The organism is Bradyrhizobium sp. Leo78 (genome assembly GCF_059512425.1).
Window position 1 is genome coordinate 74,938 of sequence record NZ_JCAMOT010000003.1, and the last position, 19,432, is coordinate 94,369.

The window sequence follows — 19,432 nt, forward strand, 5'->3', positions numbered from 1 at the left end:
GCTCTCTCTTGAATTTCCGGCTCGCTCGCGTTCGACCGAGCCGGACACTCACTTCACAAGGGGGCAACCGCCGTCCTTGAGCGGACGGAATGCCGCTTCGGCAGGAATGGTCGACACGATCTTGTAGTAGTCGTAGGGCTTCTTCGATTCGCCGGGCGTCTTGACCTGGATCAGCATCATGTCGTGAAGAACGCGACCGTCCTCGCGCAACGACGTCTTTCCGAACAGAGGATCGTCAAACGTGCCCAGCTCGCGCATCGCCTTGACGACGGCGGCGCCATCACGCGGCGATCCCACCTTTGCGACGGCGGTCAGATAGGCCAGCGTCGCGGAATATGCTCCAGCCTGGTTCATCGACGGATAGCGCCCGTTGTTCCGAGCCGCGAAGCGCTCGCCAAAGCTCCTCGTCTTGTCGTTCAGGTCCCAATAGAACGCGGTGGTCAGTTGGAGGCCTTGCGCCGTCTTCAGGCCAAGCGAGTGAATGTCCGAGATGAACAGCAGCATCCCTGCGAGCTTCTGCCCGCCCTCAATGATGCCGAATTCGGAGGCCTGCTTGATCGCCTTGATCGTATCGCCACCGGCATTGGCGAGCGCGATGATCTCGGCGCGCGACGCCTGCGCCTGAAGCAGGAAGGACGCGAAGTCGTTCGAATCAGTCGGGTGCTTGACGCTGCCGACGACCTTGCCACCGTTCGCGTTGACGACGGCGCTCGCATCGCGCTCCAGCGAATGCCCGAGGGCAAAGTCGGCCGTGACGAAGAACCAGGTCTTGCCGCCGGCCTTGGTGATGGCATCGGCGGTACCGTGCGACAACGCCCAGGTATCGTAGGTCCAGTGCACCGAATTCGGCGTGCAGGACTTGCCAGTCAGATCCGACGTGCCCGATGCGGTGAACAGCGCGACTTTGTTCAACTCCTGAACGAGGGGTGCGACGGCCAGCGAGATCGCGCTCGTCGGCAGGTCAACGACCGCATCGACATTCTCCGTGTCGAACCATTTGCGGGCGATGCCGCGCGCCACGTCCGGCTTGTTCAGTGCGTCGCCGCTGACAACCTCGATCTTGAACTTCTCCGAACCCGGCAGCTTGTTGAAATCCTCGACCGCCATCTTGGTCGCTTCGGCGGCCCCCATGCCCCCGATGTCCGAGAAGATGCCGGACATGTCGGCGAGCACGCCGAGCTTGACACTGGTCTGAGCTAAGGCGGCCGAGGCGGTCACCATGCAAACCGACGCCACCGCCGATGAAAGCAAATTCCTGAATGCAGCCATGAAAGGTCCTCCCCCGTGGGCTTTCGCTGATGGTGGCAGCCCCCAGCCTTCAACGAAATTCTTGATTGTGAATTCACAAGACACGTATATGAATTTCAAGTCAAGGCGTTTCGATCCGACCTCTGAGCCGAAGTCCACAGGACGCGCTGGCTCAAATTCCGGGACGAGCTTCCGGCTGAGCGGATGATGCTATGACCGTGGAGTCGCCAATCAGCGGCTGAGTAAGCGGGAGTTGTTGTTCGACGTGACGGAGCAACCAACCTTCGCGGAGAAAGATGCGGGTTTCGTATGTTGGTCAGGCAGGCTGCTAACGTTCTCGAGCTGCTGGAGTACTTTGCGCGCCGCAAACGACCGGCGACGCTGGCCGAGATCTCGGACGATCTGGGCTGGCCGCGCTCCAGCACCTTCAATCTTGTCGGCACGATTGTCGACAAGGGATGGCTCTACGAGACGCGAGCGCGAAGCGGCTACTATCCAAGCCCGCGCTGGCTGACGCTGGCGCGCGCCGTTGCGGACGCGGCGCCGCTTCCAGAAGTCGCCTATGCACTCGTGGCAGAAATTGCCAAGGAGACCGGAGAGACCACGGCGATCGCGGCCCTAGCGGGCACCTCTGCGATCTTCCTGCATGTCGAGGAATCCGGGCATTCGGTGCGCTACTTCGCTCAAGTGGGCGACCGGGTGCCGGTGTATGCAAGCTCGGTGGGAAGGGCCATCCTGGCGCAGCATTCTCCCGAAGAACGGCGGGCCATCTATCGCAAGATCAAGTTCGAGCCGTTTTCCGAAACCACGCCCGTGAGCGCCGACGCGGTGGAGGCTGAACTCGAGATCGCGGCCAAGCGCGGGTACCACCAGAGTTCGTCGGAGTACATTCCCGATCTGGCAGGCGTCGCGCTTTCCCTTCGGCTCAGTTCACGACAGCTCTCGATCGTCGTTGCCGGACCGACGTCTCGGTGCCTGGAACGAAGAGCACTGACGGCGGCAACGATGCAGCAAGCATTGCGCCGCTTCGCGTCCGAGCTGGAAAGCAATTGAGATTTACGGCCAAGGCTCAGTTCGTCCTGGCTTCGAGCGCCTCGCGTTCTCGCTTCACCTGGTCCTCGCTGACCGGCGCGGCCTTGCCCCAGTGGTTGCGGACATAGCTGGCGACAGCCGCGACCTGCACGTCGTTAAGCTGCCAGCCGAATGCCGGCATTACAGGGCCGGTCGGTTCGCGATCCGTCGCCACGCTCTGCGCGCCCTGCAGAATCACCCGCAACACTGTCGTGGGATCGCCCGTGTTGACGGTTGCGGCTTGCGAGAGATTCGGGATCAGGTTCGGAACTCCGGTGCCATCCGACTTATGGCATGCTGAACAGAGATCCTGATAGATCGCGCCGCCGGCCGCGAGCACTTTCTGGTCAGCAGACGAGTTGTCCGCCACGGGCTTTGGCCCGGTCACGTCCTTCAGGTAGGTCGCCATGGCCTTGACGTCCTCGTCGCTCAGCCTCGACGTCGAGAGGTCTACGACCTCGCCCATCAATCCCGCAGCCGCCGCAAAACGGTTATGGCCGGTCTTCAGATATTGCGCGAGATCTTCGACGGACCAGGTTGCAAGCGGCCCCTCCCCGCTGGTGATATCCGGCGCGACCCAGCCCTGCAGCGTGTAGCCCTGCAATAGCGCCGTTGTCTTGTCACCACCCAACCAGGTCTTGGGCGTGTGGCAGGCGCCGCAATGCCCTGGTCCCTGCACGAGATAGGCGCCTCGATTCCGTTCCTTAGATTTCGAGGCATCCTCGCGAAACTCTCCCGGCGTGAAGTAGAGCTTGTCCCAGGCCATCATCGCCGTCCGGATATTCAAGGGGAATGGCAGCTTGTTGGAGACAACTGCGTTGTGAACGGGAGCGACGGTCGAGAGATAAGCGCGGATGTCCTTGACGTCCTCGCGCGACATCCGCGTGAAATACGGAAACGGCATGGCCGGATAGAGCCGCTTGCCGTCCCGGCGTATCCCTCGGCGTACCGCCGCGTCGAACTCCTCGTCGCTCCACGCGCCGATCCCGGTGTCCCGATCAGGCGTGATGTTTGGGGAAACCAGCACGCCGAACGGCGTCTCGATCGCTCGCCCACCGCTGAAGGGACGATCGCTTCCCGGGACCGTGTGGCAGCTTCCGCAGTCGGCGGCATTGAGGAGGTAGCGGCCGCGCTCCACCGCTGCGAAATCCTGCAAGCTCGCGCTTGTGGCCGCGGACCCGCCAACGACGAGCGCGATGCTCGCAAGCGCGAACTGCAGCTCTCTAGCCATCGATCAACTGTCCCGGTTTCTTGAGATATTTTCCGCGGATCGCATCTGCTGCCCAGTAAGTCAGCGCCGCGACCGTGTCCGTCGGATTGTAGCCGGCGTTTTGCGGAAAGGCGCTCGCGCCCAGCACGAACAGGTTCGGCACGTCCCAGCTCTGCAAATAGCGGTTCAGCGCGCTGGTGCCGGGATCGGTGCCCATAATCGCACCGCCACACAGATGCGTCGTCTGGTACTTGGTGATGTCATAGGGTGCCTTACGATATTCCTTCTGGACCTGCCGCGCGCCCATTGCCTGGAAGATTTCGGCGAACTTGTCGGTCAAGAACTTGTTCTGCTTGATCTCGTTGTCGTGGAAATCCATGGTGATCCGCGCCAGCGGTCGGCCGAAGCGATCCTTGTAGGTCGGATCGAGATCGACATAAACGTCGCGATAGCTGTACATGCTGCCATGCACGCCGGTTCCAGGCTTGAGCGCGCTGAGATAGTTCTCCTTCACTGCCTTCTTCCATTGCGCGCCCCATCGCGGCGTTCCCGGCGGCACCGGAGTGGTCTCGATCGGCCGACCGTTGGTCTGCACCTGCCCCATATAGCCGCCGCCGACGAAGCCATGCGGCCCGTGATCGAAATTGTCGCCGTTGAACTCGTCGATGCACATTCCGATCGCGCCGGAGGCGATGAAAGGACTGAAGATGAATTTGGCAGGGTCGAAGAAGCTGACGACGTCGGAGATCGTCTGGTGCGTGAAGTTGCGGCCGATCACGCCGGTGTTGGCTGCCGGATCGTAAGGCTTGCCGATCCCGGACAAGAGAAGCAGCTGCACGTTGAAGATGGTGTAGGCCGATAGCACCACAAGATCGGCCGGCTGCTCCCATTCATTGCCGGTGGTATCGACAAAGGTGACGCCGGTTGCGCGTTTGCCCGAACCGTCAAGGCTTATCCGCGTCACCTCGCTGTTGTCGCGCGCCGAAAAATTCGGCTTACGCATCAGCGCGGGCAGGATCGTGGTCTGCGGGGAGGCTTTCGAATAGTTGCCGCAGCCGAACCATTCGCAGAAACCGCAATACGTGCAGGGACCAAGCCGCACGCCGAGCGGGTTCTGATAGGGGCGCGACATGTTACCCGATGGCTGTGGGAATGGCTTGTAACCGAGGTCGCGGGCGGCCTTGGCAAACAGCGTGTAGCTGAACGGTTGGTCTTGCGGCGGATTTGGATAGGGCCTCGAGCGCGGCCCTTCGAAAGGATTGCCGCCGTCGATGATCTTGCCTTTGATGTTGCCGGCCTGGCCTGACGTGCCGCAGAGATACTCGAACCGGTCGTAATACGGCTCGAGCTCGTCATAGGTCACACCCCAGTCCTGGATCGTCATGTCTTCGGGCAGGAAGCTCGCGCCATAGCGTTCCGTCAGATGCGTGCGCAATACGAAATCCGACGGAAGGAAACGCCAGGTCTCCGCGTTCCAGTGCACGCCTCCGCCGCCGACCCCGTTGGGCGGCATGAACGCACCCCAGCTGCGGATCGGCAGCGCCGTTTGATTCATCTTGTTGCGGAAAGTGAACGTGGTCTGGTCGGGACGAAGAAAGAGCTCGTGTCGAATCCGGAACCGCAGTTCATCCGCTGCATAGCCCGGCGGAAAGTCGGTGGCGGTGTTGCGCCAGGGTCCGCGCTCGATCGCGACCACATCGAGGCCGGCATCGGCAAGCTCGTAGGCCATGATCGACCCGGTCCAACCGAGGCCTACGATCACGACATCCTTTGGCGGCAGTTTGCGGGCCATTGTTCGGCGCTCACGATTTTGCAGGGGTCCAGTCGGCGCGGCCAGCGATACTCACGGGCGGGTACGGATAACGCTCGTTGTGCCGCATCACCCAGTCGCGATAGTCGTAACGGATGCCCGGAAAGCCGATCATCTTCCATCCGACCATGTCGCGGTTGCCGCCGTGGATCGGATCGGCGAAAAAACCTTCCGGTACGTCCTTCAATAGCGCATCGAAGAATCCCTGCGCGTCGACGCCGTCGAATTTTGCAACGCCCGCCTCGATCTTCTTCAGCAGTTCATCCTGCTCGTTGGTGTTCAATTCGGCAAAAGCCCTGCCGCCGTGGTTCGATCGGCAGAAGGCGTCGAGCCCGGCCAGCCCCTTGCGATAGAGCTGCGCGTGCGAAAGCTCCGATTGCTGGCCCTGCTCCTTGATGCCCTTCACATGCGGGCCGAGCGTGTACAATCCCTCGTTCGATCCATAGGGCCCCTTGAGTTGCCGATCGATGAAGACGGCACAGCCGGCATCCTTTCCGCCTGGCGTTTCCGGATCTGGCGGAATGATCCGATCGACGATTGCTTCCATCGCGCGGGCCTCGTCGGCGGTGAAGAATTGCCAGGGTCCTGGCCGCTCGATCTCCGGCGCCGAGTTCGGAAATGGCGCCCAAGGCACATGATCGCGGATGACGGTCGCGCGTGTCAGCGATGTGGTGCCGACAAGCCAGGCTGCGAGTGAAAATAAAAACGATCGGCGTCGCATGGGAGGTCCCATCGAGCTACCTCGGCCAACGTCGGCGCCGTTCGCCGGTTCCTATTACGGGCTCATTCTTTGGTAGGAACGTCGCTCCCGCCGCGGCGTTACGCCGGAAAACACCGAAAGGAGCACGCGGTGACACGCACGCTATGTCTTGCCATCACGATCGCGATCCTTGGTGCCGCTCCGGCGATGAGCCAGACCAAGGAGCAGCAGGCTCGGGAATCGACCGGTATGGCAAACTCCCAAAAGCAGCTCGGCGGGCTGAAGAAGGACCGAGAGATCAGCCATCAGATCTTCCGTGCGCAGACGCGGCATCATTATCATGCGATGGCCCGGCATACCTGATGTTTACCTGAGGTGACCATCCACGAGCAATACGCTGAAAATGCGACTTGCTCAGCGTCACCAAGGATAGGCTGTGACATGCCGGAGCGTTCGTTCGCCGTGAGCGCATCGAGTGAAGCTGGTTATCACCGCGATCCATTGAACTTCGTCAGCCGCCAGCGCACGAGATCGTCGGCGCCCGGGCCGGCCTGCGGCCGTACATCCCGCAGGCGGACAACTTCACCTGATTTTTCGTCGACAAGAGCAAGCTTGACCGCCCGCCCGCTGCTCTGATTGATGAATTTCAGCGGCGGACCTTTGTCGCCAGCGATCTGCCATTTGTCGCCGACCTGCGCGAGTGCCTGGATCACGAGAATAATGTCCGCTCCCTTTCGCGTCAGAACGTACTCATAGCGGTCGGGCCCGGTCTGATACAGCCGCCGCTCAATCAGCTCATTCTCCTCGAGATGCTTGAGACGATCGGACAGTGTGGCGTGGGTGACGCCGGTCGACTTGCGCAGGTCATCGTAGCGGCGCAGCCCAAGACCGAGGTCCCGCAGGATCAGCATTGCCCAGCGGTCGCCGACGGCGTCCAGAACGCCGGCAATCGAGCACACCATTCCCTCGAAACTCTTCGAGCGCATTCGTCATACCCCCTCGCAAATCGCTCTAATAATTAGAGTAATTTCGACGTGCGCACAACCCTTGCAAATCTCTTGCTTTCTAATCACTCTTATTATTAGAGTTGTCCATCTCGTTAGAATTCTTGGATCGGAAGGAAACAGCATGGCAGATCTCCGCGATCTCGTCCTCGATGCCCATGGCGCGGCGCAATGGAAACGGTTTCGCGGCATTGAGGGCGACATGTCGATCGTTGGTTCGCTCTGGGCCGGAAAAGGCTGGCCTGAAGTGCTGAAAGACGTTCGCGTCACGGTCGATATCCCCGGCCAGAAGCTCAGCTACGAGCCATTCACCGCCGACGGCCTGCGCAGCTTCTATCGGCCCGATCTGGTTGCAATCGATACTGTCGAGGGCAAACGCCTGAGAGAGCGGAGCAGTCCGCGCGCTTCTTTTGCCGACCACACCCCAGCCACCCCATGGGACGATCTGCACCTCGCCTATTTCAGCGGCTATGCGATGTGGAACTATCTCAACACGCCCTTCATGTTCGCATTGCCGGGCTTTTCGACCGAGGAGATCGAGCCTTGGAACGAGAGCGGAGAGACGTGGCGCCGGCTCAAAGTGACCTTCCCCAGCTCAGTTGCGACACACTGTCCCGAACAAGTCTTCTATGTCCGCGCCGATGGGCTCATTTCGAGGCTCGATTATTTCGCTGATGTGATCGGCGGCGTTCCGACCGCCCACTACGTGTCCGACTATCGCGACTTCGACGGCATCAAGATCCCGGCCAAGCGTCGAGCCTATCGCCGCAATGCAGACGGCACTCCCATGACAAACGGGATCGGCGTCGCCATCGACATCGCCGCCGTCAGGTTCTTCTAACGAGATACGCGGTCGCCGGACCGCAACGGGAGGATATATGGCCGAAGCGGAAAAACGTCACACGGTGACGATCGAGATCAACGGCATCCGCCGTACGCTCGAGGTCGAAAGCCGCAAGCTGCTGGTCCACTTGATCAGGGACGATCTCGGCCTGACTGGCACGCATATCGGCTGCGACACCTCGCAATGCGGCGCCTGCACCGTCGAGATCGATGGACAGGCGACAAAATCATGCACCGTGCTCGCCGTGATGGCCGACGGCGCCTCGATCACGACGATCGAGGGCGTGTCGCCAGCGGGATCGACCCTCGATCCGGTGCAGACGGCCTTCCATGAGCATCACGCGCTGCAGTGCGGCTTCTGCACGCCCGGAATGATCATGAGCGTGCGCCAGTTGCTGCGCGCTCATCCCGATCCAAGTGAAGATGACATCCGCCACGGCATAGCCGGCAACATCTGCCGCTGCACCGGCTATCACAACATCGTCCGCGCCGTTGAGTCCCTCGTTGCAAAAGGCTGATCGCCATGAACGCAACCGTGCTCCCCTACATCGGCCAGCCGCTGAAGCGCCGCGAGGATTTCAAATTCCTCACCGGCAAGGGCCGCTATGTCGACGATATCAGGCTGCCCGGCATGCTCCATATGGCGATCGCGCGATCGCCGTATGCGCATGCCATCATCAAGAACGTCGACCTTGGCGCGGCCAAGGCAGCGCCGGGCGTTCGCCTTGCCCTCTCCGGTCAGGATCTTCCGGGCAAGATCGGTCCGATTGTTCCGAACTGGGTCATGCCCGGGACCAAGGTGCCGTTTCGCCCGGTTGTCGCCGTCGATCGCGTGCGTTTCGTCGGTGAATGCGTCGCGCTGGTGGTGGCGGAGACGCAAGCGCAAGCCTATGACGCCGTCGGCCTGATCGACGTCGATTATCAGGTGCTGCCTGCGGTCATCGACGAAGAAGCCGCGATCGCCGCCGACGCGCCGCAGCTTCATGACAACGTGCCCGGCAACATCACGACCGTGTACAAGGTGCGCGGCGGGGACTATGCCACGGCCGTCCGCGGAGCCGATCAGGTTCTCAAGCTGCGCCTCGTCAACAACCGCCTGATTCCGACCTGCATGGAAACGCGCAGCGTGGTCGCCGCGCCCGAGCCCGACGGCACATTGACGGTGTACATGCCAAGCCAGGTCCCGCACATGCATCGGCGCTGGATCGCCGAGACCGTCGGCATTCCGGAACACCTATTGCGCGTCGTCGCGCCAGATATCGGCGGCGGCTTTGGTGCCAAGATGCATCTTTATCCGGAGGAGCTGCTCTGTCCGCATCTCGCGCGCGAACTCGGCGTACCAGTGAAATGGTGGGAAAGCCGTTCCGAGAGCCATCAATCGACCAACCACGGCCGCGCCCACACCGAAAATATCGAGGTGGCGATCAAGAATGACGGCATCATTCTCGGACTGAAGGTCGAAACGCTCGGGAATGTCGGAGCCTATCTCTCCAGCATGGCGAGCGGTGGGCCGACTGTTAACACCGTCAATTTCGGCACCGGCAATTATAGAATCGCGAACTACGAGGCGACCTCGCGCGTCGTCGTCACCAACACAGTGCCCGTCGATGCCTATCGTGGCTATGGCCGGCCGGAAGGCGCCTATATCGCCGAGCGCGCCATCGACGCCGTGGCGCGTCATCTGAACCTGGATCAGGTCGAGATCAGGCGGAAGAATTTCATTCAGCTCGCCGATTTTCCCTACCGGCCCTATGGAGGCATGGCCGTGATCTACGATAGCGGCAATTATCAGGGCCTTCTCGACAAGGCACTCGCCGCTTTCAACTACGACGCTCGCCGGAACGAACGCGACACCTTGCGCCGCAACGGCATCTACCGCGGCATCGGCGTTGCCGCGTACACGCATATGTGTGGCATGGCGCCGTCGCGGCGTCTTGCGCTGATCGGATTCGATCGCGGCGGCTGGGAGAGCGCGCGGGTTGCGATCGATTCCAGCGGCCGCGCCACGGTGTATTCGGGTTCGATGAGCCAGGGCCATGGCCATGTCACCTCGCTGTCGCAGATCGCCGCCGACGTGCTGCAAATTCCGATCGAGAGCATCGACGTGATCCAGGGCGATACGCGCCAGGTGCAGGCTGGCCACGGCACCTTCAACTCCCGTTCGATGGCGGTCGGCGGATCGAGCCTGCATGTCTGCTCGCAGCGCATCGTTGCAAAAGCAAAGAAGATCGCGGCGGGCATGCTGGAGGTCGACGAGAAGGACATCGCCTATGCCGCGGGCCAGTTCAGCGTGCCCGGCACCGACATCGCACCTCTGGCCTTCGGCAAGGTCGCGCGCATGGCCTATGTCGGGCACAAGCTCCCCGATGGGGTCACACCTGGCCTCGACGAAACCGTCTTCTACGATCCGACCGGAATGAGCGCGCCGTCCGGCGTCCATCTGGCCTATGTCGAGGTCGATCCCGAGACCGGGATCGTTGACATCATCGACTATGTCGCGGTCGATGACGTCGGCACGTTGATCAATCCGCTGCTGGCGGCGGGCCAGATCCACGGTGGCGTCGTGCAGGGCATTGCCCAGGCACTCTATGAAGAGGTCAGCTACGATCCTGACAGCGGACAGCTCCTGACCGGCTCGCTGCTCGACTACGCCGTGCCGCGTGCCGAGCATGTGCCCAGCATCACCTCGCTGTTCCAGGAGACCCCCTCCCCGACCAATCCGATCGGCGTCAAGGGCATCGGCGAAAGCGGCTCGATTGCGGCGCCGCCCTGCATGGTTCACGCCGTGCTCGACGCGTTGTCGCCCTTCGGCATCAGCCACCTCGATATGCCGCTGACGCCGCCGCGCATCTGGGCGGCGGTCCAGAGCGCGCGCAACGGAGCGAGCCAATGATCCCTGCGCCCTTCGACTATGTTCGCGCGGGCTCGCTCGCCGAGGCGATCGATCTCCTGCGCCGTGATCCAGACGGCACGAAGCTGGTCGCCGGAGGCCACACACTGATCCCGACGCTGAAGCTTCGGCTGGCCTCGCCAGCGCTGCTCGTCGATATCCGCGGCGTCGCGGAAATGAAAGGAATCCTGGTCGGCGAGGACACCATCAGCATTGGCGCGCTGACGACACATGCCGAACTGCTTGCATCCAACGCGCTACACCAGGTGCTTCCGATCTTCCGTCAGGCGGCCAATTTGATTGCCGATCCGCAGGTGCGCAACCGCGGCACTATTGGTGGATCACTCGCCAATGCCGATCCCGCAGCCGATTGGCCGGCCATCGTGATCGCGCTGAAGGCGGAACTGGAGGTCGCAAGCGCCAGCGGATCAAGACGCGTAGCGGCGAATGACTTTTTTGTCGATATCTTCTCCACGGCGCTGGAGCCCGACGAGGTGCTGGTCGCCATCCATATTCCGCGCCCGGCGGCGGATACGCGCTTCAGCTATCGGAAAATCCGGCATCCTGCGAGCGGCTATGCCGTCGTCGGTGCGGCTGCCGGCGTGCGCGTCAACGTCGGCGTCGCCGCAGACGTCTCGATCGGCGTCACCGGCGCGGCGGGGCACGCATTTGCGGGAGATGTCGCGGCAAAATTCCTGGCTGGCAAGGCATTGTCCCAAGGAAATATCGAAGAGGCCGCGAGGCTCCAGAGCGCAGCGACCGAGTGCCTGTCGGACCGCTACGCGTCGGCCGAGTATCGCGCCAGCCTGGTCAGAACGGAAATAACGCGCGCGCTACTTGCTCTTGCTGCGTGAGGCGCGTTGGGGCGATTCGGTCGTCTTCCCGGCCGAGGCCGCGCCGCCGAACCGCTTGCGGTTGAACGGCACGGCGCCGGCTCCCGGGACCACCTCGATGTCTTCGAGACGCAGCGGCTTGCCGCCGGCCGTCCGCAGTTCCGGATACTCGATCGGATGTCCGGCGCGGCGCTCACGAAAAACCACCTGCGGCCCCTCCGGCTCTGCGAGCCAGCTGTCCCCCCATTTCTTGAGTGCAAGATAGGCGGGGAAAAAGTCGCGCCCTTTGTCGGTCAAAACATATTCGTATCGGCCGGCGTGCTCGGGCAACGGCACACGGGCCATCACGCCTGCCTCGACAAGTTTCTTCAGCCGACTGCTCAGGATATTGGGCGCCACTCCGACATAGTACTCGAATTCGTCGAACCGCTTCACGCCATAATAGGCCTCTCGCAGGATCAGGATCGTCCAGCGGTCGCCGACGATTTCCATGGCTCGCGCCATGGAACATTCCTTGTTTGCAAGACGGCTTTGCTTGACGCCGGACATAGCTCTCTTCAGCTCCGAACTCGAGCCCGTACCATATTGGGGCGAGTTCGCGGATGTCCAGCCTCAGCGTAGCTTGCCTGTTTCCGGTGGATCAGGCCGCCTGACCGGGCTCGGTCTGCGGCTTGACGGCGGTCTCAGGCTCAAGTGCGCGCCGATGTGTCACCAGTACGCCGGCTTCGCTCAAGCGCTTCAATTCAGCTTCGCTGACGCCGAGTTCGCCGAACACCGCGGCATTATGCTCACCCTGAAAGGCCGGAGTGCCGATCGGCGTCAGCTCTTCAGCCGAAAAGCGCCAGGGACGTCCTGGCAGGCGATACTGGCCACCGCTGCGGTCGGAGACGTATTGCACGGCTCCCCAATAGTCGCTCCATTCCGATGCCGTCAGTTCCTTGATCGAGCGGATCTCGCCCATCGCGATCTTGGCTTCATCGAACTGGGCGTCCAGGGTCGCCATATCCGGGAAGGTCAGTATCCACGACTGGATGATCTGGTGGAGCGCGCCGAAATTCAGCCGGCGCGCGGCCGCGCTGGAGAATCGCGGATCGTCCATCAGGTCCGCTCGGCGCATCGCGCGCAACCACGACGGAAAGGTCCGGCTGCCGACAATGCTGGTCGCAACCGTGAAGTGCTCACCTTGCGGCCCGGTAAAGAACGAGCAGTCGGTGGCACCAAGCACGGCGGGTTCGGCGCCGATATCATCGTCGGAAAGATCGACATGCGCCCGTTCGTTGACCGCGAGCAGCGTCGCCGCCATCGCGACATCGATGTACTGGCCGCGCCCGGACTTCTGGCGGCTGTTGAGCGCTGCCAGGATAGCGATGACAGCCTGCAGTCCGGCATAAACATCCGCGTGCGACAGGCTGTCGGTACGTGGCTCACTCAGCGCACTCCCATAATGACGAACGCTGTTCTCGGTGAAACCTGCCTCGGCCTGCACCGTCGGCGCGTATGCCATCCGACTCCGCCACGGTCCTCCCTGGCCATAGCCGGTGATCGAGGCATAGATCAATCGCGGATTTCGTTTTGAGAGGGTCTCATAGTCGAGACCGAAGAAACCCAGCGTGCCCGCACGGAAATTCTCGACAACGACATCGGCCGTGTCGCAGAGCTTCAGCGCCAGCTCATAGGCACCGGGCACATTGAGATTGATGCTGACATTGCGCTTGCCGGCATTCTGCTGTGCGTAGTAGCCCGACATGCCGTCGGTCGACGGAAACGCGAAGCGCGAGACATCCGGGCTTGGCGGCTCGATCTTGATGACCTCGGCGCCAAGATCCTGCAACGTCCGTGCGCATAACGGGCCGGCGAGCACACGGGAGAAGTCGACAACACGGATTCCGCTTAAAGGGCCGCTCATGTCAGCGCCCCGCGAATTTTGCGAGGCCCGGGCCATTCTTGCGGAATGACGCGAGACCGGTCTTCAAGTCTTCCGAGGTCCAGATCGGCGCCTGCACCCTCGCCATCGCCTCATCGGCAGCAGCGACACCTTCATTGACCGCGATGTACGCGAGTTGCTTGGTGGCCGCATGCGCCACGGTCGGACCCTGCGCGAATTCTTCCGCAAGCGTCATCGTGGTCTGCTCCAGCGACTCCTCCGGAACCGTCAGATTGATCAGCCCCCACTTCTCCAGCGTCGGCGCGTCGTAGCGCCGCGCCAGCATCGACATCTCCTTGGCGCGCTGAGCTCCGATACGCTGCACCTGCCGCTGGATTCCACCGAGCAAGGGATGCAGCCCGAGCGTCGCCTCGACCGATCCGATCTTTGCCGAAGAGGCGGCGATGATGTAGTCGCAGGAGAGCGCAAGCTCGAGTCCGCCGCCAAGGCAGACGCCGTGAACGCTGGCGATCAGCGGAATTGGCAACAACTCCATGAAACGCAGGAATTCGACGCCGTTGAGCCGCCTGTTTTCGCTGGCCTGATCAGCGGTACCCGCGGCGACCCGCTTGTCGAAGATATCCAGATCCGCGCCGGCAGAGAAATGGCGCAGTCCGCTGCGGATCACGATAGCGCGGCTGCCGACCTTCTGGGCCGCCTCCACCTGCTCGACAAGCGCATTGATGAGCTTTGGGCCGAGCAGGTTGTACGGCCGATAAACCATGGTCAAAACGGAGATGTTGCCGCGCTCTTCGCGCGTCACGAGCACGTCCTCGGACAAAATTGCCTCCTGTGTGTCGGCGCTGCTTCGCAATGGCCGTATTCTCGTTTCGGAGAACACTACATCATGACTTGCATTTTGCAAGTCACGAGTCGTTGTCCGATGACGGCCTTGGCGCGCGGGCAAGGCGGGCCGCGCTGGTCTGACCCGTGATGCCAGCCAGCTATTTCGCCGCCAGCCTGCCCGGCACCTGCTCCGCCGCCACGCCGAGGCGCCAGAGTTACGGGCTCCGTCTGCACGACATGCCGCGGAACAATATCGCCTCCCCTGCGGACGCAGCACGTTCTCCGCGAACGGATGGAGAAGAAAGTCGCCATTACGGATGGCAAGCGTCAATGGGACGCCGCCTAGTTTGGCATTGAATTCAATAGCGCCGCTATTCCAAATCCCAAACAGATCAGCACCAGACGCGCATCGAGCGACTGCGCGAAGTTGCGGCGATCGTGTCGACGTTCATTGCCGTAGGTCGCCCCTGCGACATAGACGAGCGCCACAAGGAACACCAAAACGGCGAGCGCAACGGTTGCGATCATGATATTTTTGCTCGACCTCTATGACATTTCGCTAGAGGCCGTTTAAGAACATTCCAACTCGCCGTCTTGTCAGGAAAGCCCTGACGTGTCAGCGGGCCACGCTGCGGATACGCGTCCAAAATCCTTCGCCAACGCATCAAGTTTCCGTGCAGAATTCAAATGGCCGGCGTGCGCGGCGGCCGATTTCACTTGTTGCAACTATTCTTCCCCGGCTTGTGACAGGCTTTTCCTGACATTCCTGAGACGGTCGTCACTCTATTATGACCCACGCAAATGCTGGACGTCGCTCCGCATCGAAACTGCCAAGGGTCTTTCCGAGTAACTTCGGTCCCACAACGCAATTGTCACGAACTCTGGTCGGCCTGTTAATCGCAATAGGTACGGTGCCTTCCATAAAGTTCGCACCATTCGCCGCCGAGCTGGCGCGAACGTAGTTGCCAACCTGGTACGCTAGGCCCGTGCCGACGCCATTGAACGTCTTGGAGCCCGTGCCGATCGCCAGTGACGTCGTCGACGAGCCGCCGTAGCCGGCGCCTTGCGGGCCGGTGCTGCCGGTGTCACCCTTCGCCGCGAGCACCTGCCAATAGGTCGCGTTCGGCGGTGTCTGGTTAGTACTCGGCGCGAGCGCGACGTAGGACGAGCCCGCCAGCGAAACGACGTCGCCAATCTGATAGGCGGTCGCCGCGCTCCATGGACCAGTGACGCGAAACCCCTTGTATACCCCCTGAAACACCCAAACGCCGCCGGTCTTCAGCCAGAATTTATAGGCGCCGGGCTGGATTGCGTACTGGTTCTCCTCGCCGAGCGACGGATCGGGTCCGGTCTCGGTCGGCGGCACAATGACCGGAATTCCATTCGTGTTAAGTGCTGCGACGAGCTTGTTGACGTTGGCCATCGCCTGCCCGCCGGCGAAGCGCAGCGGCGAGCGCTGGATGATCTTGTAAGCCGTCCCGGCCGGCACATCGTCATAGGGCCAAGGGTCGATTGCGATCTGGCTAAGATCAAGCACGTCCTGGACGATCACGGTGTGACCCGCCACCACGATATCATCGCCTGGCCGCGCATTGGCACTCGACAAGATCCCACCGCTAACGACCATGACGGTATCGCCGTTCGCGACGGAGACGGTGCCGGTGGAATAGCTCGGAAAGGCGATCATGCGGGTTTTCCATTGATGGCGTGGAGCTCGGCCGGTGTCGCCGCGGCATCGATCTGGATCATGATCTTCTGCCGCTCTAGCTCGCGCGCGGCGAACGTATCGGGCTTAGCCAGGATGATCGCGGCGAGGTCAGCCACGGTGATCCCGCGGAGGTCCGCTTCCGGCTTCAGTCGCGCATCCAGCGTCCGCGCCCATAGGCGCTTTTGCGCGTGCGCCTGCTCGATGTGGGATTGAGCGGTCGCGTTGAAATTGGCGTTCACGGCCGCTTTCTTCGCCTCGCGGAGGCGGGCCATGGGGTCTATGTTGACGATGGTCGGCATCAGAATTGCGCCCGGATATCGAGCTTGAAGGTCTGGAACGGCCACCGGTCGAAACAGACCGTGTAGGTCATCTCGACCGGAATCGCGACACTCATCTCGGTGCCGTCCATGACGTCCTGGTGCAGCAGCTCGTTCGCGCCGAAGATGCGATACTGCGCATCCGCTGGAATGCCGGAGATGAGTGCATAGTCATCGCCATTCGACGGCTTGATCACGGTTCTATCGACGGTGATCGGCATGATCGGACGTTGCCTCAATCGCTTCCGGCGCACGTACCAAAGATCGGGAGGAACGAGCCCGGGACGATTGAGCTTGACAAAGTTCTGTTTCAGCTCATCGCGCGCGACCACTTCCCATTGCGCCAGCTCTTCCGGGCTTCCGTAGAACTTGTTGGCTTGCGTGATCTTCCCGGTCTCTGGATCGTGGGTGACGTAAAGCATGTGCCCCTAATTCACGTTCTTGAAGATGCAGAAGTTCACATAGATCGGACTGCCCGCGACGTCCGATTGTCCCGGCGGGACAACCAAGCCCGCATAGAAATTTGCGGGGCAGAAATACGATCCGCACACGCCGCCGCCGCCGCCCGTTCCGATACCGCCTGATGTACTTGTCCCAAACCAAGGCGTTCGCACGCTGGCAGTGCTGTCGTTGATGTTGCGGATGGCGAGGATGAAGATTGGCGATTTCCCGGCGGGCGGCGTGAACAGAAACGTTGGGGGCCCTTCGTTGATGTTCTTTCCGCCAGAGTATTCGCTGAACCAGATACCCGGAACCAGCGTGTAAGCTGCCAGGAACAGCCGCAACGGAGGCTGATTGCCATTGAAGATGCAATTGTTGAACTGCGCAGCCTCAGCATTGACGCCAGCAACCGAGACCATCAGCGGCGAAGATGCAGTGCTGTCGATGACGACGCGTCGTGCCATTTCAGGTAATCGCCTGGTTGTAGACCTGATAAACGGTCGGCAAGCTGCACTGCACCGTGATCGAAGCGCCGTTGCCGTTGATGATGCAGTTGGACGATGAAGCACCCGGTCCAGGCGATGGTCTGAATGGCCCGGGACCAAGCGTGTGACTTCCGGGGATCCCGACAGCCTCAGCGAAGGACGGGGCGCCCCCGAAGGCGTCGATGACCGAAGAAAAGCTCTGCATGCCAAATCGCTACATGGAGTAGCGATTACTGTCAACACAGCATGTAGCGAATTCGACGCTACGCTGTGTAGCATGGGCAGGGAAGAGAAATTACGCCAGGAGCAAGGGGCTCGGCTGAAAGCGGCGCGCCGCGCGGCCGGCTATCGATCAGCTGCGGCCGCCGCGAGCGAAAATGGTTGGCCGGAGAGCACTTACCGCGCCCACGAAGGCGGTTCGCGGACAATCGGGCAGGACGATGCTGAGCGCTATGCCGCCCGGTTCCGGGCTCTTGGCGCGAGCGTTACAGGCCAGCAGATCCTTTACGGCGCTGGCGAGATGCCACCACAGCCAGCCGCGGAAGCTGAGCGGGATCGGAGGGCAGCGCGCCCACTGCCCGTCGATCCAATCCGGCAGCTCGGCGCTTATACCCTTCCCGTCCTTGGCGTCAGCCTTGGCGGGCGGGACGACGATCGCGGACCAGACTTCTGGATGAACGGCGAGACCGTCGCGCACGTCGCGCGGCCGCGGAAGCTTGAGGGGCGTGGGAACGCATTCGGCCTTTACGTCGACGGCTCGAGCATGGAGCCGCGGTATTTTGCTGGGGATCTTATCGTGGTGGAGAAAGTGCCGCCGGCGCCGGGAGACGACGTGATCATAGAACTGAAGCCGCCAAGGGGCGATGACGATTCCGATAATCCTAGCTTTTTGAAGCGCCTTGTGGCGCGGCGCGGGTCGTTCATCACCGTCGAACAGTTCAACCCACCAAAGCAACTCGATTTCGACGTCAAGGAGATCAAGAACTTATTTCGGGTGATTCCGCTTAAGGAATTGATGGGTTAAGGCACCTGCAGATGAGCGGCGATGGGCTTCTCGAATTTTTTAAGACGATCGGCTCTATCGCTGGAATCTTGACTGCCAGCTTTTTAGTCTGGGATAGGCTCATCAAGCATTTCCCTGTTGCGGTCATTGTCGCGCAACCGCTCATCGAGCGTGGCCAGAGCATTGGCCACTTTCTCCTGCTTAAGAATGTCAGCGATCGACCAATTCTCGTTTCGTGGAGCAATGGCGACAAAACACGGCTTCGAATCGCAAAAGACGACTCAATCCACGGGATTGTTGTAAGTTTAGTCCGCGGCGAGACAGTCATCTGCCTCGACCCCAATAGCGGTGTGCGATTGCCCGTGTTGAAGCCCAGCAACTACGACGAGATTGCGCCTGACAACACGCTGGAACTCAAATTGAAATGGAAGTTTGCTCAGCCCCGCATTTGGAAAGCCGAGCGCCGGCTGCCAATTTACATCCGCAAACAAGATTTCGATGACCTAGTTGAGGGATATATCGCGCCCAGCTCGTGAGCACGCGAGATTCGAAGGCGCTGGCACTTTCCAGCGCATCCGAACGGCGATTGTCGACCGAGAGTTCTCACTGAAACTCCGCCGGCACTTCCCCGTACCGCGCCAGCACCATCGGCGGCTCGAACTCGCCGAATTCCGACTCTCCGGTGACGGAGAAGACCACAACGCCGTCAGCTTGCCCAGCGGCCCGCTCTCCCCTCGCCCGCGCCTGGTCGGGCCCCTTGCAGCGCTCTGGCTGCTTCGCAATCAGCCGCCTGCCCTGCCGCTTGAACGTCTGAACGAAATGCTCCGTGACGGACATAGACGCGCTCCACCGTGATGTTTCGGCCGGTCCCACCACGGGCCCGGCAGACCGAACAGAACAGCCGGGGCCAGTGTTCAGAGGCTAGATCAGAACGGCGCGAACGACCGCAGTCGACACAACAGATCCGAACCAGCCCCATTCCGAACGCCCCGAGTGTTCTTGTTATGTTCTAACAATGCAATCTCGGCGTTAGCGAGTCGAGTCGAATCAGAATGTAGCGCCCAAAAATAATCGCTACATGGTGTATTGAGCAATATCGCTACATGGTGTAGCGTACCTCCATCAGATTTTGGAGGGCGTCATGTCCGACCTCGTTGAA

22 protein-coding genes are annotated in these 19,432 nt (G+C 61.4%); 8 read left to right on the top strand and 14 right to left on the bottom strand.

Annotation, left to right across the window (positions count from 1 at the left end):
• Positions 1 to 48: 48 nt before the first annotated feature.
• Positions 49 to 1,269, bottom strand: a complete 1,221-nt coding sequence (locus AC5ZG1_RS04980) for an ABC transporter substrate-binding protein (protein ID WP_496132130.1) — start codon at positions 1,267 to 1,269, stop codon at positions 49 to 51.
• A 288-nt stretch (positions 1,270 to 1,557) separates the two neighbouring features.
• Between AC5ZG1_RS04980 and AC5ZG1_RS04985 the strand changes: the two genes are divergently transcribed.
• A complete protein-coding gene (locus tag AC5ZG1_RS04985) occupies positions 1,558 to 2,301 on the top strand; it encodes an IclR family transcriptional regulator (RefSeq protein ID WP_496132131.1) in 744 nt (247 codons plus the stop codon).
• Between the two features lie 16 nt (positions 2,302 to 2,317).
• On the opposite strand, the gene AC5ZG1_RS04990 is transcribed toward AC5ZG1_RS04985, so the two are convergent.
• From AC5ZG1_RS04990 to AC5ZG1_RS05000, 3 genes are read right to left on the bottom strand one after another with little or no spacing between them, the layout of a single operon-like run.
• On the bottom strand, positions 2,318 to 3,550 hold the full coding sequence (locus AC5ZG1_RS04990) for a c-type cytochrome (RefSeq protein WP_496132132.1): 1,233 nt from the start codon (positions 3,548 to 3,550) through the stop codon (positions 2,318 to 2,320).
• On the bottom strand, positions 3,543 to 5,321 hold the full coding sequence (locus AC5ZG1_RS04995; RefSeq protein WP_496132133.1) for a GMC family oxidoreductase: 1,779 nt from the start codon (positions 5,319 to 5,321) through the stop codon (positions 3,543 to 3,545). The genes AC5ZG1_RS04990 and AC5ZG1_RS04995 overlap by 8 nt, the downstream gene beginning before the upstream one ends.
• A gap of 10 nt (positions 5,322 to 5,331) precedes the next feature.
• Positions 5,332 to 6,060 carry a gluconate 2-dehydrogenase subunit 3 family protein gene (locus AC5ZG1_RS05000; protein WP_496132134.1) on the bottom strand — a complete coding sequence of 243 codons (729 nt, stop codon included), beginning with the start codon at positions 6,058 to 6,060 and terminating at the stop codon, positions 5,332 to 5,334.
• Between the two features lie 129 nt (positions 6,061 to 6,189).
• Here AC5ZG1_RS05000 and AC5ZG1_RS05005 point away from each other — a divergent pair, with 129 nt between their 5' ends.
• Positions 6,190 to 6,402, top strand: a complete 213-nt coding sequence (locus AC5ZG1_RS05005; RefSeq protein WP_456645190.1) for a hypothetical protein — start codon at positions 6,190 to 6,192, stop codon at positions 6,400 to 6,402.
• 125 nt (positions 6,403 to 6,527) lie between these two features.
• Here AC5ZG1_RS05005 and AC5ZG1_RS05010 read toward each other — a convergent pair whose 3' ends face one another.
• On the bottom strand, positions 6,528 to 7,025 hold the full coding sequence (locus AC5ZG1_RS05010) for a winged helix-turn-helix transcriptional regulator (protein WP_130225663.1): 498 nt from the start codon (positions 7,023 to 7,025) through the stop codon (positions 6,528 to 6,530).
• Positions 7,026 to 7,167: 142 nt separating this feature from the next.
• Between AC5ZG1_RS05010 and AC5ZG1_RS05015 the strand changes: the two genes are divergently transcribed.
• The 4 genes from AC5ZG1_RS05015 to AC5ZG1_RS05030 are packed head-to-tail and all read left to right on the top strand — an operon-like array spanning position 7,168 to position 11,630.
• Positions 7,168 to 7,884: a hypothetical protein gene (locus AC5ZG1_RS05015; protein ID WP_496132135.1), complete on the top strand. Its 717-nt coding sequence runs from the start codon at positions 7,168 to 7,170 to the stop codon at positions 7,882 to 7,884.
• A 37-nt stretch (positions 7,885 to 7,921) separates the two neighbouring features.
• On the top strand, positions 7,922 to 8,404 hold the full coding sequence (locus AC5ZG1_RS05020) for a (2Fe-2S)-binding protein (RefSeq protein ID WP_496132136.1): 483 nt from the start codon (positions 7,922 to 7,924) through the stop codon (positions 8,402 to 8,404).
• 5 nt (positions 8,405 to 8,409) lie between these two features.
• On the top strand, positions 8,410 to 10,779 hold the full coding sequence (locus AC5ZG1_RS05025; RefSeq protein ID WP_496132137.1) for a xanthine dehydrogenase family protein molybdopterin-binding subunit: 2,370 nt from the start codon (positions 8,410 to 8,412) through the stop codon (positions 10,777 to 10,779).
• The gene (locus tag AC5ZG1_RS05030) at positions 10,776 to 11,630 is read left to right on the top strand and encodes an FAD binding domain-containing protein (RefSeq protein ID WP_496132138.1); all 855 of its coding nucleotides are present in this window, start codon (positions 10,776 to 10,778) and stop codon (positions 11,628 to 11,630) included. The genes AC5ZG1_RS05025 and AC5ZG1_RS05030 overlap by 4 nt, the downstream gene beginning before the upstream one ends.
• Here the strand turns inward: AC5ZG1_RS05030 and AC5ZG1_RS05035 are convergent.
• From AC5ZG1_RS05035 to AC5ZG1_RS05070, 8 genes are all read right to left on the bottom strand, one after another.
• A complete protein-coding gene (locus AC5ZG1_RS05035; RefSeq protein WP_496132139.1) occupies positions 11,610 to 12,113 on the bottom strand; it encodes a winged helix-turn-helix transcriptional regulator in 504 nt (167 codons plus the stop codon). The genes AC5ZG1_RS05030 and AC5ZG1_RS05035 overlap by 21 nt on opposite strands.
• A gap of 136 nt (positions 12,114 to 12,249) precedes the next feature.
• Positions 12,250 to 13,515, bottom strand: coding sequence for a CaiB/BaiF CoA transferase family protein (locus tag AC5ZG1_RS05040; protein WP_028163290.1), 1,266 nt, complete (start codon positions 13,513 to 13,515; stop codon positions 12,250 to 12,252).
• A gap of 1 nt (position 13,516) precedes the next feature.
• Positions 13,517 to 14,314, bottom strand: coding sequence for an enoyl-CoA hydratase/isomerase family protein (locus AC5ZG1_RS05045; protein WP_496132140.1), 798 nt, complete (start codon positions 14,312 to 14,314; stop codon positions 13,517 to 13,519).
• 347 nt (positions 14,315 to 14,661) lie between these two features.
• Positions 14,662 to 14,847 (bottom strand): hypothetical protein, encoded by a 186-nt coding sequence (locus AC5ZG1_RS05050; protein ID WP_496132141.1) that lies wholly within the window; start codon positions 14,845 to 14,847, stop codon positions 14,662 to 14,664.
• Positions 14,848 to 15,097: 250 nt separating this feature from the next.
• On the bottom strand, positions 15,098 to 16,006 hold the full coding sequence (locus tag AC5ZG1_RS05055; protein ID WP_496132142.1) for a hypothetical protein: 909 nt from the start codon (positions 16,004 to 16,006) through the stop codon (positions 15,098 to 15,100).
• Complete coding sequence (locus AC5ZG1_RS05060) at positions 16,003 to 16,326, bottom strand: hypothetical protein (RefSeq protein WP_496132143.1); 324 nt, start codon at positions 16,324 to 16,326, stop codon at positions 16,003 to 16,005. The genes AC5ZG1_RS05055 and AC5ZG1_RS05060 overlap by 4 nt, the downstream gene beginning before the upstream one ends.
• Entirely contained in the window at positions 16,326 to 16,766 is a 441-nt protein-coding gene (locus AC5ZG1_RS05065; protein ID WP_496132144.1) for a hypothetical protein, read from the bottom strand. Before AC5ZG1_RS05065 ends, AC5ZG1_RS05060 begins: the two co-directional genes overlap by 1 nt.
• A gap of 6 nt (positions 16,767 to 16,772) precedes the next feature.
• A complete protein-coding gene (locus AC5ZG1_RS05070) occupies positions 16,773 to 17,249 on the bottom strand; it encodes a hypothetical protein (RefSeq protein ID WP_496132145.1) in 477 nt (158 codons plus the stop codon).
• Between the two features lie 298 nt (positions 17,250 to 17,547).
• Here AC5ZG1_RS05070 and AC5ZG1_RS05075 point away from each other — a divergent pair, with 298 nt between their 5' ends.
• On the top strand, positions 17,548 to 18,294 hold the full coding sequence (locus tag AC5ZG1_RS05075; RefSeq protein ID WP_496132146.1) for a S24 family peptidase: 747 nt from the start codon (positions 17,548 to 17,550) through the stop codon (positions 18,292 to 18,294).
• 11 nt (positions 18,295 to 18,305) lie between these two features.
• Positions 18,306 to 18,809 (top strand): hypothetical protein, encoded by a 504-nt coding sequence (locus AC5ZG1_RS05080; protein ID WP_496132147.1) that lies wholly within the window; start codon positions 18,306 to 18,308, stop codon positions 18,807 to 18,809.
• 67 nt (positions 18,810 to 18,876) lie between these two features.
• Here AC5ZG1_RS05080 and AC5ZG1_RS05085 read toward each other — a convergent pair whose 3' ends face one another.
• Positions 18,877 to 19,110 (bottom strand): hypothetical protein, encoded by a 234-nt coding sequence (locus tag AC5ZG1_RS05085; RefSeq protein ID WP_496132148.1) that lies wholly within the window; start codon positions 19,108 to 19,110, stop codon positions 18,877 to 18,879.
• Positions 19,111 to 19,432 lie beyond the last annotated feature (322 nt).

What these genes read in the sequence shown, in the direction of transcription:
- AC5ZG1_RS05010 (WP_130225663.1), bottom strand. Translation starts at nt 7,025, where the DNA reads ATGCGCTCGAAGAGTTTCGAGGGAATGGTGTGCTCGATTGCCGGCGTT.
- AC5ZG1_RS05070 (WP_496132145.1), bottom strand. Translation starts at nt 17,249, where the DNA reads ATGGCACGACGCGTCGTCATCGACAGCACTGCATCTTCGCCGCTGATG.
- AC5ZG1_RS04985 (WP_496132131.1), top strand. Translation starts at nt 1,558, where the DNA reads ATGTTGGTCAGGCAGGCTGCTAACGTTCTCGAGCTGCTGGAGTACTTT.
- AC5ZG1_RS05025 (WP_496132137.1), top strand. Translation starts at nt 8,410, where the DNA reads ATGAACGCAACCGTGCTCCCCTACATCGGCCAGCCGCTGAAGCGCCGC.
- AC5ZG1_RS05000 (WP_496132134.1), bottom strand. Translation starts at nt 6,060, where the DNA reads ATGCGACGCCGATCGTTTTTATTTTCACTCGCAGCCTGGCTTGTCGGC.
- AC5ZG1_RS05035 (WP_496132139.1), bottom strand. Translation starts at nt 12,113, where the DNA reads ATGGCGCGAGCCATGGAAATCGTCGGCGACCGCTGGACGATCCTGATC.
- AC5ZG1_RS05055 (WP_496132142.1), bottom strand. Translation starts at nt 16,006, where the DNA reads ATGATCGCCTTTCCGAGCTATTCCACCGGCACCGTCTCCGTCGCGAAC.
- AC5ZG1_RS05050 (WP_496132141.1), bottom strand. Translation starts at nt 14,847, where the DNA reads ATGATCGCAACCGTTGCGCTCGCCGTTTTGGTGTTCCTTGTGGCGCTC.
- AC5ZG1_RS04990 (WP_496132132.1), bottom strand. Translation starts at nt 3,550, where the DNA reads ATGGCTAGAGAGCTGCAGTTCGCGCTTGCGAGCATCGCGCTCGTCGTT.
- AC5ZG1_RS05020 (WP_496132136.1), top strand. Translation starts at nt 7,922, where the DNA reads ATGGCCGAAGCGGAAAAACGTCACACGGTGACGATCGAGATCAACGGC.
- AC5ZG1_RS05080 (WP_496132147.1), top strand. Translation starts at nt 18,306, where the DNA reads ATGAGCGGCGATGGGCTTCTCGAATTTTTTAAGACGATCGGCTCTATC.
- AC5ZG1_RS05015 (WP_496132135.1), top strand. Translation starts at nt 7,168, where the DNA reads ATGGCAGATCTCCGCGATCTCGTCCTCGATGCCCATGGCGCGGCGCAA.
- AC5ZG1_RS05060 (WP_496132143.1), bottom strand. Translation starts at nt 16,326, where the DNA reads ATGCCGACCATCGTCAACATAGACCCCATGGCCCGCCTCCGCGAGGCG.
- AC5ZG1_RS05040 (WP_028163290.1), bottom strand. Translation starts at nt 13,515, where the DNA reads ATGAGCGGCCCTTTAAGCGGAATCCGTGTTGTCGACTTCTCCCGTGTG.
- AC5ZG1_RS05085 (WP_496132148.1), bottom strand. Translation starts at nt 19,110, where the DNA reads ATGTCCGTCACGGAGCATTTCGTTCAGACGTTCAAGCGGCAGGGCAGG.
- AC5ZG1_RS05065 (WP_496132144.1), bottom strand. Translation starts at nt 16,766, where the DNA reads ATGCTTTACGTCACCCACGATCCAGAGACCGGGAAGATCACGCAAGCC.
- AC5ZG1_RS05030 (WP_496132138.1), top strand. Translation starts at nt 10,776, where the DNA reads ATGATCCCTGCGCCCTTCGACTATGTTCGCGCGGGCTCGCTCGCCGAG.
- AC5ZG1_RS05075 (WP_496132146.1), top strand. Translation starts at nt 17,548, where the DNA reads ATGGGCAGGGAAGAGAAATTACGCCAGGAGCAAGGGGCTCGGCTGAAA.
- AC5ZG1_RS04995 (WP_496132133.1), bottom strand. Translation starts at nt 5,321, where the DNA reads ATGGCCCGCAAACTGCCGCCAAAGGATGTCGTGATCGTAGGCCTCGGT.
- AC5ZG1_RS04980 (WP_496132130.1), bottom strand. Translation starts at nt 1,269, where the DNA reads ATGGCTGCATTCAGGAATTTGCTTTCATCGGCGGTGGCGTCGGTTTGC.